Genomic DNA, 13,520 nt, shown 5'->3' on the forward strand with positions numbered 1-13,520 from the left:
CATACGCTTGCGCATGGCGCCATCATGGTGCCACTATGGCGTCATGGACCTCACGCCGTATGTCGACAACCTCCGCCGCGAACTCGCGGTGGCCGCCGAAGCCGGCGGCGAAGAAGCCCGCGAGCTGGCCGAACGGCTCACCGCTCCCCTGGAGTCGGCGACCCGCCTGACGATGCTCAATGTGCTCTCCGCCGCGATGGACGAGATCACCCGTGAACTCGCCCCCGGATCGGTCGACGTACGGCTGCGCGGGCTCGACCCCGACTTCGTGGTGACGCGGCCGGCGGCGGACGAGGCGTACGAGGCGGCGTACGAGGACCGGAGCGGGCCCGCCGAGCCGCTCAAGGCGCCGGCCCCGGCGCCCGCCGACGGCGACGACGGCGGCACCGCCCGCGTCAATCTGCGCCTGCCCGCCCACCTCAAGACGCGCGCCGAGGAGGCCGCGAACCGCGAGGGCCTGTCGGTCAACGCGTGGCTGGTACGAGCCGTGTCGGCCGCGGTCGACGGCGGCACCCCGTCACGTGCGCCGGGAGGTACCAAACCCACCCGCACCACCCGCACCGTCGGACAGAGCTTCACGGGCTGGGTGCGCTGACCGCGCCTCCGCCCGCCCGAATTCACCCGGAACTTCACCCTGAGACCCAAGAGGACGGGACAGCCATGCCTTCTTTCGACGCTCCTTTCGACACTCCCGAGCCGATCTCGGCCACCGCCCACGTGGAAGCCGGGTCCATCCGGTTCATCGCCACCGACCGGCTCGACACCCTCGTCGACGTGCAGCCGCGCGACCCGAAGAAGGACCAGCACGTGCGGGCCGCCGAGCAGACCGAAGTGCGGTACGCGGGCGGCCTGTTGACCATCAGGACGCCCAAGGGCCGCCGCCTCATCGGCCCCTCCGGAGTCGTAGACGTGACGGTCGAGCTGCCCACGGGCTCCCAGGTGGAGGTGGCCGGCGCCTGGACCCAGGTGAACGGTGAGGGCCGGCTCGGCGAGGTCCGCGTGAAGACCTCGTCGGGCGATGTCCGCCTCGAGACCAGCGGGCCGCTGCACCTGTCCGCGTCCCACGGCAGCGTCACCGTGGACCACGTCCAGGGGTCTGCCGAGATCACCACCAGCTCCGGCAGCGTGCGCCTCGGCACCGTCGACGGTCAGGCCGTCCTGAAGAACTCCTCCGGTACCACGACCGTCGGCGACGCCCTGGGCGATCTGCGCGTGAACGGCGCCCACGGTGACATCTTCGTCGGGCGCGCAGAGGGCTCGGTCGCGGCCACCACCGCCCACGGCGCCCTGCGCGTCGACGAAGTCGCCCGCGGCACCGTCCAGTTGGAGACCTCCTACGGCGCCATCGAGATCGGCATCCGCGGGGGCACGGCCGCCTGGCTCGACGTGAGTTCGGCCGCCGGCCAGGTGCACAACGGGCTCGGCGCCTCCGACGGCCCCGACAAGTCCGAGGACACCGTCGAGGTCCGCGCCCGGACCAAGTTCGGCAACATCGACATCCGCCGCGCCCGGGCCTGACCCGCCCCAAGTTCCTTACGCCACCGGCCACTTCACCGCCACCACGTCATCGCTCACCACGCCTTCGATTGGGAGGGCTCCATGCCTTCGTCTGTCATGCCCACGCCCAGGTTGGGCAACGGCCAGCAGCCGCCCGCCGCCGTCTCCACCGCCGATCTGCGCAAGTCCTACGGCGACAAGACCGTCCTCGACGGCATCGACCTGCACATCCCGGCCGGCACCGTGTTCGCGCTGCTCGGGCCGAACGGCGCGGGCAAGACCACCGCCGTGCAGATCCTGTCCACGCTCATCTCCGCCGACGGTGGCCAGGCCCAGGTCGCGGGCCACGACGTCGCCACTTCACCGGAAGGCGTGCGTGCCGCAATCGGCGTGACCGGTCAGTTCTCCGCCGTCGACGGGCTGATCACCGGCGAGGAGAACATGTTCCTCATGGCGGACCTGCACCACCTGTCCAAGCGCGAGGGGCGGCGGGTCGCCGCCGAGCTGCTCGAGCGGTTCGACCTGACCGACGCCGCGAAGAAGCCCGCCTCCACCTACTCCGGCGGCATGAAGCGCCGCCTCGACATCGCCATGACGCTGGTCGGCAGCCCGCGGATCATCTTCCTCGACGAACCCACCACCGGCCTCGACCCGCGCGCCCGTCACAACATGTGGGGCATCATCCGCGAGCTGGTCTCCGACGGGGTCACCGTCTTCCTCACCACCCAGTACCTGGATGAGGCCGACGAACTCGCCGACCGCATCGCCGTACTCAACAACGGCAAGATCGCCGCCGAGGGCACCGCCGAGGAACTCAAGCGGCTCATTCCCGGCGGACACATCCGGCTCCGCTTCACCGACCCGGACGCCTACCAGTCCGCCGCCCTCGCACTGCGCGAAGCCCACCGGGACGACGAGGCCCTCGCACTGCAGCTCCCCAGCGACGGCAGCCAGCGCGAGCTGCGCTCCCTCCTCGACTGGCTGGACGCCGCCGCCATCGAGGCGGACGAGCTGACCGTGCACACCCCCGACCTCGACGACGTGTTCTTCGCCCTGACCGGCGGCGCCGGCGTGCCCGCCCAGCCGAACCAGCCGAACCAGCCCAAGGAGACCGCCCGATGAGCTCCCTGTCCCTCGCCGTGCGCGACTCGTCCACGATGCTGCGCCGCAACCTCCTGCACGCGCGGCGCTACCCCTCCATGACGCTGAATCTGCTGCTCACGCCGGTCGTGCTGCTGCTGCTCTTCGTCTACATCTTCGGGGACGTGATGAGCGCGGGCATCAGCGGTGGCGGTGCGGACCGCTCCGCGTACATCGCCTATCTCGTCCCGGGCATCCTGATGCTGACCATCGGCGGCACCACGATCGGCAGCGCGGTGTCCGTCTCCATGGACATGACCGAGGGCATCATCGCCCGCTTCCGTACGATGTCGATCCACCGCGGGTCGGTGCTCATCGGGCACGTCGTCGGGAGCGTGCTGCAATGCGTGATGAGCGTGGTGCTCGTCGGGGCCGTCGCCGTGGCGATCGGGTTCCGCGCCACTGACGCCACCGCCCTGGAGTGGATCCTGGCGGTCGGACTGCTGGCGCTCGTCTCCCTGGCGCTCACGTGGATCGCGGTCGGGATGGGCCTCTCCAGCCCGAACGCGGAGGCGGCCAGCAACAACGCCATGCCGCTGATGGTCCTGCCGCTCCTGTCCAGCGCCTTCGTGCCGGTCGACGCGATGCCGGGCTGGTTCCAGCCGATCGCCGAGTACCAGCCGTTCACCCCGGCCATCGAGACGGTGCGCGGACTGCTGCTCGGCACCGAGATCGGCAACAACGGGTGGCTGGCCGTGGCCTGGTGCGTGGCGCTGGCCGTACTCGGCTACGTCTGGTCGCGCTCGCTCTTCAACAGCATCGGTAAGCGCTGAACACAGAGCACAGAGCACAGAGCACAGGCACACACAAGGGCGGGGCGCCCACTCACCGACAGGGAGTGAGCGCCCCGCCCTACTGCTGTCCCCCGAGCCGCGCGGCGCTGCGCTCCGCCTCGGCGAGGATCGCGTACCGGTCGGCCACGATCGCCTCCGCGTCGGCCACCGCCCGTTCGGCGGCGAGGCGGCGCCCGGCATGTGAGTGCGGGTCCGGCGCGGGGTGCCTGCGGCGCCACCAGCCGTCACACGCGGCGTAGATGCCACTCGTACAGATCAGCAGGGGACCGGCGAGGGCCAGGACGATGTCACGCACCACGGGATCCTTATACGTTTTATATGTCTACGCATACGTGCAACTTCTTCCTGATAACTCGGAATCCGGGCGCACTCCCTGAAGGTCACCCCTCGGCCAATATCCCGGCGGAACTCGGCCACGCACCCTCGACTGCTTAGCAAGACTTGCCGCTACCTCGTAGGGGAATTAAGTGGAGTCGCATGGCCGGGGCGCCGAGACTGCACCTATGAGCCTCACGAACTCCCCGCACCCGCCCTTCGGCCGCGCCCTGTGCGCCATGGTCACGCCGTTCGCCGACGACGGCGCCCTGGACCTGGACGGCGCGCAGCGCCTGGCGGCCCACCTGGTGGCCGAGGGCTGCGACGGTCTCGTCCTGTCCGGCACCACCGGCGAGTCCCCGACGACGTCGGACGAGGAGAAGGCGGCGCTCGTGCGGGCCGTGAAGGACGCGGTCGGGGAGCGGGTCCCGGTCGTCGCGGGCATCGGCACGGCCGACACGCGGCACACCGTCGAGCTGGCGGCCGGGGCCGAAAAGGCGGGCGCGGACGGCCTGTTGGTCGTCAGCCCGTACTACAGCCGCCCGCCGCAGGACGCCATGGAGGCGCACTTCCGCGAGATCGCGGACGCGTCGGGGCTGCCGGTGATGCTGTACGACATCCCGGGCCGCACCGGCACGCGCATCGAGCCGGACACCCTGATCCGGCTGGCGTCCCACCCCCGGATCGTGGCCGTCAAGGACTGCGCGTACGACATGCTCGGCACGCAGAAGGTGCTCGGCGCGACCGGTCTCGCGTACTACGCGGGCTGCGAGGAGTTCGCGCTTCCGCTGTACGCGGTGGGCGGGGCGGGCTTCGTGTCGACGGTCGCGAACGTGGCGCCGCGCGCGCTGCGGGCCGTCCTGGACACCTTCGACGCGGGCGACACCCGGGAGGCGGCCCGGCGCCAGCAACTGGCCGCGCCCCTCGTGGGGTTGATGATGGCGTCCGGCCTGCCGGGCACGGTCACCGCGAAGGCGCTGCTCGGCGCGCTCGGCCTGCCTGCCGGCCCGGTCCGCGCACCACTGCGGCCCGCCGGCCACGAGGTGACCGACGGGCTGCTGTCTGCGTACGAGAGCCTCGTCAGCGCGTAGTGCTGTGCCTTCCCGGGGGACAACCCCCGGACCCCCGGCCGGACAGACGCATCCTCGGTCAGCGCGTCGTGAACTGCGGTGTCCAGCGGCCCGGATAGTCGTCGGACGCCTTGCGGAAGTCGCTGAGCTGGACGACCTTGTCGCTGCCGATGGTGAGCAGGAGCAGCTGGTTGTGGAACTCGCCCTTGCCGCTGCACTTCTTCGGGTCGCAGCCCCAGGCGATGAGCCGCTTGTTGTCGGCCCAGGCGAGCAGCTGCTGCCCCGGCACCTTGGTGATCATCTTGCCGCTGAGCGGATCGACGATCGCCGAGGCGATCTCGTCGCCCTGGCCGGCGAAGTCACCCGCGACGAGCTTGCCGTCCGGCGAGAGCCCCGCCTCCACCCACGACAGATGCTTCTCCACGGCGGGTGTGGCCACCTTGCGGCCGTTGAGGTCGTAGTAGATCCGGCCGGGCTCCATCGGGATCCGCTCGTAGACGAGCTTGCCGTCGTGGCTGAACGCGAGGTCGGCGCGCGCGTTCGGCGACCAGCCCATCTCGTCCTTCCAGAAGGGAAGTTCGTGCCAGTCGGCCTTGCCGGAGGCGACGTCGACGACGGCGAACCCGGTCCGGCTGGCGACCGGCCCCGGCTGGTCCTTGCCGTTCTCGTTCATCTTGTGCGACCAGTACAGATGGTCGGGGCTCTTGGAGTACGTCGTGGCGAGGAGCTTCCTGCCGTCCGGCGAGAACGTCACACCGCCCACGCCCTTGTCGAGCTCGATCCACCGCTCCACCTTGCCGGTGATCAGGTCGAGCAGGCCGATGCGGTCGACGGGCAGCCGCTTCTCCAGGACGGCGGCCGTCCGCATGCCGGGCGCCACGTCCACCCACGACCACCGGGTGGTCCTGTCGTACTTGCCGGTCTTCTGGTTGAGCAGCCCGAAGGTGCGCCGCATCTCGGCGTCCCGGCCCGGCAGCCCGACCTTCTTGTACGTGGAGAACGCGGCCAGCGCCGTGTCTCCCGCCGCGATGAGGTCCCGCGGCGGCGACTGGTCCGGGTGGGCGATGATGTCGCTCTGGTTCATTTGGCTCGCGGGGCGTACGTCCTGGCCGCCCGAGTTCAGGACGGGCACGGCGACCGCGGCGACGACGACCGCGGCCGTGGCGACCGCGGCTCCCGCGATGGCGCGGACCCGGCGGCGGTGCCGCACGGCGAGCACCCGGTCGGCGAAGCCGGACGGTACGGTCGCGCCGTCGGCGGCCTGTTCGCGCAGTGCGTCACGGAGCAGTTCATCGACGTTCACGGACGCACCTCCATGGGCGAGAAGTCACGGGACGGCAGGTCTTCGGCGTCGGCCGGACCGAGCGCGGCGAGCTCGGGCGCGAGGCTGCGCAGCTTGGCGAGCGAGCGGTGCGTGGTCGAGCGCACCGTGCCCACCGAACAGCCGAGCAGGCGGGCGACGTCCGCCTCGGGCAGGTCCTCGAAGTAACGCAGGACGAGTACGGTGCGCTGCCGGGTGGTGAGCCTGGCGAGCGCAGTGCGCATCACGATGCGCAGGTCGGCGGCGTGGGAAGAGTCGACCCCTGTACGACTCTCCGGCGGCTCGGCGACGGTCAGTTCCCGTCCGCGCCACTTCAGGCGCCATCTGCTGATCTGCTGGCGGTAGAGGATCTGCCGTACGTAGGCCTCCGGTTCGTCGATCCGGTGCCAGCGTCCGGCCGCCTTGATCAGCGCGTTCTGGAGCAGGTCCTCGGCGGCGTGCCGGTCGCCCCCGCTGAGGAGCACCGCGGTCCTCAGGAGCGCGGACGACCTGCTCGCCACGAACTCGCGGAAGCTGTCCCAGCGATCCGCACCCGCCTCGCCCGCCGTCTGCCCGGCATACCCCGCTGGTGCTTCCCTGCCCGCATCCATCTTCACCTTCTCTTCCCCGTCGGGCGGCCCTGCTGCCCCCCTGCTGTTCCTGGTGACGCGCGCGGTGCCCCCTCGCTATGCCTGCGTGCGCGAGAAATGCGCGGGACATGGTGCGCGGGATGACGCGAGTGGCCCGCACCGGATGCCGGTGCGGGCCACTTCGGTTGCGGGGTGCGTCAGTTGTGGCTGTGCAGAATCTCGTTCAGGCCGCCCCACACCGCGTTGTTCGGGCGGGCCTCGACGGCGCCGGAGACCGAGTTGCGGCGGAAGAGGATGTTCGAGGCGCCGGACAGGTCGCGGGCCTTGACGATCTCGCCGTCGGGCATCGTGACGCGCGTGCCGGCGGTGACGTACAGGCCGGCCTCGACGACGCACTCGTCGCCGAGGGCGATGCCGACGCCCGCCTCCGCGCCGACGAGACAGCGCTCGCCGATCGTGATGCGGACGTTGCCGCCGCCGGAGAGCGTGCCCATGGTGGAGGCACCGCCGCCGATGTCGGAGCCGTTGCCGACGACGACGCCGGCGGAGATGCGGCCCTCGACCATCGACGTGCCGAGCGTGCCGGCGTTGAAGTTGACGAAGCCCTCGTGCATGACGGTGGTGCCCTCGGCGAGGTGCGCGCCGAGCCGGACGCGGTCGGCGTCGGCGATGCGGACGCCCTTCGGCGCGACGTAGTCCGTCATGCGGGGGAACTTGTCGATGGACGTCACGGAGAGGTACAGGCCCTCGGCGCGGGCGTTGAGGCGGACCTTCTCGACGTCGTCGACGGCGACCGGGCCGAGCGAGGTCCAGGCGACGTTGGCGAGGAGGCCGAAGACGCCGTCCAGGTTCTGCCCGTGCGGCTTGACCAGCCGGTGGGAGAGCAGGTGGAGGCGCAGGTACGCGTCGTGCGCGTCGAGCGGCTTGTCGTCGAGCGAGGCGATGACCGTGCGCACGGCGACGGTCTCCACACCGCGGCGGGCGTCGGTGCCGATGGCCTTCGCGGCGCCCTCGCCGAGCAGTTCGGCGGCGCGCTCGGCGGAGAGCCGCTCGGTGCCGGCCGGGCCCGGCTCGTCCTGGAGGGACGGGGCGGGGAACCAGGTGTCGAGGACAGTGCCGTCGGCGGTGAGCGTGGCGAGGCCTGCGGCGACGGCGCCGGTGGTGCGCTGAGCGGTGGTGCTGGCGGGAGAGTCAGACATGAGTGAAACCTAACCGGAGGTGCGCCGCGGGGGCGAACCGGTACGGCCGGTGTCTCAGGTACCGGGCGCGCCGCGCTCCCCCGGCCGGTCGGCCGCGGCACCGTCCGCGTCCTCGCCGGGCGCTCCGTCGATGACCCGCGCGAGCATGTCGCGCGCGTACTCCTCCTCGTAGACGGCGTCCGTGAGCAGCACCTGGAGGCAGATTCCGTCCATCAGGGCGACCAGCGCGCGGGCCGTGACCGGGTCGGTGCGGCGCGCGAGCCCGGCGGCGAGACCCGCGCACCACTCGGCGGCGACGGGCCGCAGCGCGGGCCTGCGCAGGGCGGCGAGATACAGCTCGTACTCGAGCTCGACGCCGGTGCGGTCACCGGCGAGCCACTCGCCGAGGACCGCGGAGAGCCCGGCGGCGAGCCGGGAGCGCGGCGCCTCGAGGACGGCGCTGCCTTCGACGGCCTTCGCGAACCCCTCGTTGGCCTGGCGCAGCGCGGCGACCAGCAGTTCGTCGAGGGTCTTGAAGTGGTACGTCGTCGAGCCGAGCGGCACATCGGCCTCGGCGGCGACGCTGCGGTGGCTGAGCCCGCCGATGCCCTTCTCGCCCGCCACCCGGATCGCGGCGTCGATGATGCGCTGCCGCCGCTCGGGGTCGTAGCGCCGCGCCATCAGTGGGCGCCGCCCAGGTTGAGCAGCACCACGCCGCCGATGACCAGGGCGATGCCCGCGAGCCGGGCCGCGGTCATCGCCTCGCCGAGGAAGAGCATCCCTATTCCGGCGATGACGGCCGTGCCGACACCGGCCCAGATCGCGTACGCGGTCCCGACCTGCACGGTCTTCAGCGTCTGGGCGAGCAGCGCGAACGCGATCAGATAGCCGGAGACGGTGATCAGGGAGGGCCAGAGCCGGCTGAATCCTTCGCTGTACTTCATGGCGGTGGTGGCGGCCACTTCCGCCGCGATGGCGCCGGAGAGCAGTACGTATCCCATGTGTACGAGTGTACGCAACGTTGTGTACGGGCGTACACAGCACGGTCGGGCTATCGTGTCGCGATCACTGTGGGGGGCCACAGGGACGAGCTACTCCTGGGAGTACGGCGAGATGACGGACATGTGGGGACAGGGACCGGGTCAGGGACCCGGATACGGACCGGGCGGCTACGGCTGGGGCGGTGCCTGGACCCCGCCGCCTCCCCCGCCGCAGCCCGGCGTCATCCCGCTCGCCCCGCTCGGCGTCGACCGGATACTCGGCGGCGCCTTCACCACGATGCGCCGCTACGCGAAGCCGCTGTTCGGCACCGTCCTCATCGTGTACGCGGTGCTCGCCGCGCTCATGGCGGGCGCGCTGGCACTCGCCTACGCGGCCGTCTCCGACGACGTGCGGGCGCTCCTCGACCGGCACACCGAGTTCGAGTGGAGCCACGCGCGGCCGGTGTTCACCGCGTTCGGCGTGGTGTGGGCCGTCGGCATGCTGGCGCTCACGGTCGGCACGGCGTTCATCCAGTCCTCGTGCACCGTGGTGCTGCGCGAGGCGGTGCTCGGCCGACCCGCACGCTTCGGGGCGGTGTGGCGGCGCGCCTGGTCCCGCACCCCTTCGGTGCTCGGCGTGGGCCTGCTGATGGGCCTGATCGCGCTGATTCCGGCGGGCCTGGCCGTGGCGTTCTTCGTGTCGATCGTGGTCATGCTGCTCACGCAGTCGGTCGCGCCGGTCGGCATGCTGTTCCTGCTCCTGGCGGTGACGGTGCCGCTCGTGGTCTGGGTCTACGTCCTGTTCCTGTTCGGCCCGGCGGCCGCCACGCTCGAGGAGGCCGGGCCGATCCAGGCGCTGCGCCGCTCGGCGCGCCTCGTGCGGGGCGCCTGGTGGCGCACGTTCGGCATCTCCCTGCTGGCCGGCGTGATCATGATGGTGGTGTCGCTCGCGGTGCGCGTGCCGCTCCAGATCGCGATGCCCGACACGACTGTGCAGGCGTACGAGCCGGGTCGGAGCGCGTCCGACGTGTTCGAGGCGATGCTGCCGCAGCTGGGCTTCATCATGGCCCTGTCCATGATCCTCAACCTGCTGGTGCAGCTGGTGAGTTCGGTGTTCCTGCCGCTGGTCACCGCGCTGCTCTACATCGACCAGCGCATCCGCAGGGAGGGCCTCGCCCACACCCTGGAGCTCGCGTCCCGGTCCGACGCCTAGGGTCTTTCGTTCGGATCGGGCACCACAAGCGGGCCTGCATGGGCAGGCCCGCTCCACGCCCGCGGACCAGCCGGTGACGCCGAACCAGGCGGCCCTGGACTTCTTCCGCTCCGGGTGCGTGAGGTCCTTGGCCTCGGTACCGTCGCCGTAGAGGCCGGCGGAGCCGTTGTCGGTCAGGAGCTGCGCGCGGGCGCCGGACTGCGTCAGGTCGGGCACGCTCACCACGGCCTCGCAGCCGCCGGGGTCGCTCGTCGGCAGGTCCATCCACTTGACCGGCGCGTGTCCCGCGACGGCGTCCCATTGGTACAAGCCACGGCCCTGCGCGGCGACGGCCACCTGCCGGGTGGCGTCCGACCCGGTGACGGTGACGGTGACGTTCCCGGTGTCGACGAGAACCTTCGGCCACGCGACGTGCGTCAACTACAGGCGTACACACCGCGACCATGAACGAGCACCAGACAGCACGGCCCCCCGTGCCGGGAGCACAGGGGGCCGTACGGGTGTGAATGACCAGAGGGAGCGATCAGACGTTGAAGCCGAGCGCGCGCAGCTGCTCGCGACCCTCGTCGGTGATCTTGTCCGGGCCCCACGGCGGCATCCAGACCCAGTTGATCCGGAGCTCGTTCACGATGCCGTCAGTGGCCGACTTCGCCTGGTCCTCGATGACGTCGGTCAGCGGGCAGGCCGCGGACGTGAGCGTCATGTCGATCGTGGCGATGTTGGCGTCGTCGATGTGGATGCCGTAGATCAAGCCGAGGTTGACGACGTCGATGCCCAGCTCGGGGTCGACGACGTCGTAGAGGGCCTCGCGGACCTCTTCCTCGGACGCCGGCTTGGTGGTCACAGTCTCGCTCATGCCGTCTTCCTCTCCGCGCCGTCCAGCGCCTGGGCCGTCGCGTCCTTCCACGCCATCCAGCTCAGGAGGGCGCACTTCACACGGGCCGGGTACTTGGAGACACCGGCGAACGCGACCGCGTCCTCCAGCACCTCCTCCATCGCGTCGTCGGGCTCGATCCTGCCCCGCGACTGCATCAGCTCCAGGAAGGTCTCCTGGATCTTCTGCGCCTCGGCCAGGTCCTTGCCGACGAGCAGCTCGTTCAGAACAGAGGCCGAAGCCTGGCTGATCGAGCAGCCCTGGCCCTCGTACGAGACGTCACTGATCGTAGAGCCGTCGTACTTCACGCGCAGCGTGATCTCGTCGCCGCACGTCGGATTGACGTGGTGCACCTCGGCGTCGCCATCGCGCAGACCGCGCCCGTGCGGGTGCTTGTAGTGGTCCAGGATGACGTCCTGGTACATCGAATCCAGCTTCACACCAACCAACCTCGCGTCTCTACCAGACCTCGTGCCACGTGCCGTTCCGGCCGGGGGTCCGGGGGTTGTCCCCCGGGATAGCACAGCACGTCCCCAGCCAGCCCCTCAGCCGAAGAAGTTCCGTACGTGCTCCAGGCCGTCGATCAGCGCGTCGATCTCGCCGGGCGTGGAGTACAGATAGAACGACGCTCGCGTCGTCGCAGGAATTCCGTAGCGGAGGCAGACGGGGCGGGCGCAGTGGTGACCCACGCGGACCGCGATGCCTTCCTCGTCCAGAACCTGGCCCACGTCGTGCGGGTGGATGTCACCGAGCGTGAACGAGATCGCGGCGCCGCGGTCCTCGGCCGTGGTGGGACCGATGATCCGCAGGTCCGGGACCTCGAGGAGACGCTTCACCGCGTACTCGGTGATCGCGTGCTCATGCTGGGCGATCTTGTCCATGCCGATCGAGGTCAGGTAGTCCACGGCCGCGCCGAGGCCGACGGCCTGGGCGATCGGGGGCGTACCTGCCTCGAACTTGTGCGGCGCCGGCGCGTACGTCGACGAGTGCATGGAGACGGTCTCGATCATCTCGCCGCCGCCCAGGAAGGGCGGCAGGTCCTCGAGGAGCTCCTGGCGTCCCCACAGGACGCCGATGCCCGTCGGGCCGCACATCTTGTGGCCGGTGAAGGCCACGAAGTCGGCCTGGAGCGCCTGCACGTCGAGCACCATGTGCGGGGCGGCCTGGGACGCGTCGATGAGGACGAGGGCGCCGACCTCCTGGGCGCGGCGCACGATGGCCTCGACCGGGTTGAGGGTGCCCAGGATGTTGGAGACGAGGACGAACGAGACGATCTTCGTCTTCTCGGTGATGATCTCGTCGATGTTGGAGAGGTCGAGGCGGCCGTCGTCGGTCAGCCCGAACCACCGCAGCTTCGCGCCGGTGCGCTGCGAGAGCAGCTGCCACGGCACGATGTTGGAGTGGTGCTCCATCTCCGTGATGACGATCTCGGTCTCGTGGTCCACGCGGTAGGGCTCGTCGGCCCAGCCCAGCATGTTCGCCACGAGGTTGAGCGACTCGGAGGCGTTCTTGGTGAAGATGACCTCGTCGCGGCTCGGCGCATTGATGAAGGCCGCGACCTTGTCACGCGCACCTTCGTACAGCGCCGTGGCCTCCTCGGCGAGCACGTGCACGCCCCGGTGGACGTTGGCGTTGTGCTGCTCGTAGTACTCACTGAGCGTGTCGATGACCTGGCGCGGCGTCTGCGAGGTCGCCGCGTTGTCCAGGTACACGAGCTTCTTGCCGTCGTGAAGTACCCGGTCGAGGATCGGGAAGTCCTTGCGGATCGCCTCGGTGTCGAGGAGGCCCGGCAGCTGTGTCACGCGGATGCGCCGCCCTTCGTGTATGCCTCGTAGCCCTCGGCCTCGAGCTTGTCGGCGAGCTCGGGGCCGCCGGACTCGACGATCCTGCCCTGCGAGAAGACGTGGACGAAGTCCGGCTTGATGTAGCGCAGGATGCGCGTGTAGTGCGTGATCAGCAGGGTGCCGACCTCGCCGGTCTCGCGGACGCGGTTGACGCCCTCGGAGACCTGCCGCAGCGCGTCGACGTCGAGGCCGGAGTCGGTCTCGTCGAGGATCGCGATCTTCGGCTTGAGGAGCTCCATCTGGAGGATCTCGTGGCGCTTCTTCTCGCCGCCGGAGAAGCCCTCGTTCACGTTGCGCTCGGCGAAGGCAGGGTCCATCTGGAGCTGCTCCATCGCGGTCTTGACCTCCTTGACCCACGTGCGCAGCTTGGGGGCCTCGCCGCGGATCGCGGTGGCCGAGGTGCGCAGGAAGTTGGAGACCGAGACGCCGGGGACCTCGACCGGGTACTGCATGGCGAGGAACATGCCGGCGCGGGCGCGCTCGTCGACGGACATCTCGAGGACGTCCTCGCCGTCGAGGGTGACGGTGCCCTGGGTGATCGTGTACTTGGGGTGACCCGCGATGGAGTAGGCGAGGGTCGACTTGCCGGAGCCGTTCGGGCCCATGATGGCGTGCGTCTCGCCCTGCTTCACGGTCAGGTCGACGCCCTTGAGGATCTCCTTGGTGGAGTTGTCGGCCTCGACGGTGACGTGCAGGTCCTTGATTTCAAGCGTTGCCATGGGTGC

General features: G+C 70.4%; 16 protein-coding genes and 1 pseudogene. 6 read left to right on the forward strand and 11 right to left on the reverse strand.

Annotated elements, in window-relative coordinates; genetic code table 11:
• Positions 1–43 precede the first annotated feature (43 nt).
• The 4 genes from ACY0PA_RS11985 (at position 44) to ACY0PA_RS12000 (ending at position 3,410) form a co-directional block, all read left to right on the forward strand.
• The gene (locus ACY0PA_RS11985) at positions 44–595 is read left to right on the forward strand and encodes a hypothetical protein (protein ID WP_473084609.1); all 552 of its coding nucleotides are present in this window, start codon (positions 44–46) and stop codon (positions 593–595) included.
• Positions 596–660: 65 nt separating this feature from the next.
• Positions 661–1,518: a DUF4097 family beta strand repeat-containing protein gene (locus ACY0PA_RS11990; RefSeq protein WP_473084610.1), complete on the forward strand. Its 858-nt coding sequence runs from the start codon at positions 661–663 to the stop codon at positions 1,516–1,518.
• Between the two features lie 81 nt (positions 1,519–1,599).
• Positions 1,600–2,619 carry an ATP-binding cassette domain-containing protein gene (locus ACY0PA_RS11995; RefSeq protein ID WP_473084611.1) on the forward strand — a complete coding sequence of 340 codons (1,020 nt, stop codon included), beginning with the start codon at positions 1,600–1,602 and terminating at the stop codon, positions 2,617–2,619.
• Positions 2,616–3,410 carry an ABC transporter permease gene (locus ACY0PA_RS12000; protein WP_473084612.1) on the forward strand — a complete coding sequence of 265 codons (795 nt, stop codon included), beginning with the start codon at positions 2,616–2,618 and terminating at the stop codon, positions 3,408–3,410. Before ACY0PA_RS11995 ends, ACY0PA_RS12000 begins: the two co-directional genes overlap by 4 nt.
• 79 nt (positions 3,411–3,489) lie before the next feature.
• On the opposite strand, the gene ACY0PA_RS12005 is transcribed toward ACY0PA_RS12000, so the two are convergent.
• Positions 3,490–3,726: a hypothetical protein gene (locus ACY0PA_RS12005; protein ID WP_473084613.1), complete on the reverse strand. Its 237-nt coding sequence runs from the start codon at positions 3,724–3,726 to the stop codon at positions 3,490–3,492.
• A gap of 208 nt (positions 3,727–3,934) precedes the next feature.
• Between ACY0PA_RS12005 and dapA the strand changes: the two genes are divergently transcribed.
• Entirely contained in the window at positions 3,935–4,837 is a 903-nt protein-coding gene (gene dapA / locus ACY0PA_RS12010) for a 4-hydroxy-tetrahydrodipicolinate synthase (protein WP_473084614.1), read from the forward strand.
• Between the two features lie 58 nt (positions 4,838–4,895).
• Here dapA and ACY0PA_RS12015 read toward each other — a convergent pair whose 3' ends face one another.
• The 5 genes from ACY0PA_RS12015 to ACY0PA_RS12035 form a co-directional block, all read right to left on the reverse strand.
• Positions 4,896–6,119 carry a WD40 repeat domain-containing protein gene (locus ACY0PA_RS12015; protein WP_473084615.1) on the reverse strand — a complete coding sequence of 408 codons (1,224 nt, stop codon included), beginning with the start codon at positions 6,117–6,119 and terminating at the stop codon, positions 4,896–4,898.
• The gene (locus tag ACY0PA_RS12020; protein WP_473086298.1) at positions 6,116–6,727 is read right to left on the reverse strand and encodes a SigE family RNA polymerase sigma factor; all 612 of its coding nucleotides are present in this window, start codon (positions 6,725–6,727) and stop codon (positions 6,116–6,118) included. The genes ACY0PA_RS12015 and ACY0PA_RS12020 overlap by 4 nt, the downstream gene beginning before the upstream one ends.
• A gap of 176 nt (positions 6,728–6,903) precedes the next feature.
• Complete coding sequence (dapD, locus tag ACY0PA_RS12025) at positions 6,904–7,905, reverse strand: 2,3,4,5-tetrahydropyridine-2,6-dicarboxylate N-succinyltransferase (protein ID WP_473084616.1); 1,002 nt, start codon at positions 7,903–7,905, stop codon at positions 6,904–6,906.
• Positions 7,906–7,959: 54 nt separating this feature from the next.
• The gene (locus ACY0PA_RS12030; RefSeq protein ID WP_473084617.1) at positions 7,960–8,565 is read right to left on the reverse strand and encodes a TetR/AcrR family transcriptional regulator; all 606 of its coding nucleotides are present in this window, start codon (positions 8,563–8,565) and stop codon (positions 7,960–7,962) included.
• Positions 8,565–8,885 (reverse strand): DMT family transporter, encoded by a 321-nt coding sequence (locus tag ACY0PA_RS12035; RefSeq protein ID WP_116502752.1) that lies wholly within the window; start codon positions 8,883–8,885, stop codon positions 8,565–8,567. The genes ACY0PA_RS12030 and ACY0PA_RS12035 overlap by 1 nt, the downstream gene beginning before the upstream one ends.
• 55 nt (positions 8,886–8,940) lie before the next feature.
• On the opposite strand from ACY0PA_RS12035, the gene ACY0PA_RS12040 reads away from it, so the two are divergent.
• Positions 8,941–10,077: a DUF7847 domain-containing protein gene (locus ACY0PA_RS12040; protein WP_473084618.1), complete on the forward strand. Its 1,137-nt coding sequence runs from the start codon at positions 8,941–8,943 to the stop codon at positions 10,075–10,077.
• A gap of 72 nt (positions 10,078–10,149) precedes the next feature.
• Here the strand turns inward: ACY0PA_RS12040 and ACY0PA_RS12045 are convergent.
• From ACY0PA_RS12045 to sufC, 5 genes and pseudogenes are all read right to left on the reverse strand, one after another.
• A pseudogene (locus ACY0PA_RS12045) lies at positions 10,150–10,386 on the reverse strand (hypothetical protein); the annotation flags it as partial.
• Between the two features lie 214 nt (positions 10,387–10,600).
• Positions 10,601–10,933, reverse strand: coding sequence for a metal-sulfur cluster assembly factor (locus ACY0PA_RS12050; protein WP_100592412.1), 333 nt, complete (start codon positions 10,931–10,933; stop codon positions 10,601–10,603).
• Positions 10,930–11,391, reverse strand: coding sequence for a Fe-S cluster assembly sulfur transfer protein SufU (gene sufU, locus ACY0PA_RS12055; protein WP_100592411.1), 462 nt, complete (start codon positions 11,389–11,391; stop codon positions 10,930–10,932). The genes ACY0PA_RS12050 and sufU overlap by 4 nt, the downstream gene beginning before the upstream one ends.
• A 105-nt stretch (positions 11,392–11,496) precedes the next feature.
• Positions 11,497–12,753 (reverse strand): cysteine desulfurase, encoded by a 1,257-nt coding sequence (locus ACY0PA_RS12060; protein ID WP_100592410.1) that lies wholly within the window; start codon positions 12,751–12,753, stop codon positions 11,497–11,499.
• A complete protein-coding gene (gene sufC, locus ACY0PA_RS12065; RefSeq protein WP_100592409.1) occupies positions 12,750–13,514 on the reverse strand; it encodes a Fe-S cluster assembly ATPase SufC in 765 nt (254 codons plus the stop codon). Before sufC ends, ACY0PA_RS12060 begins: the two co-directional genes overlap by 4 nt.
• Positions 13,515–13,520 lie beyond the last annotated feature (6 nt).

This window comes from Streptomyces sp. DS1-CR2, assembly GCF_055760475.1.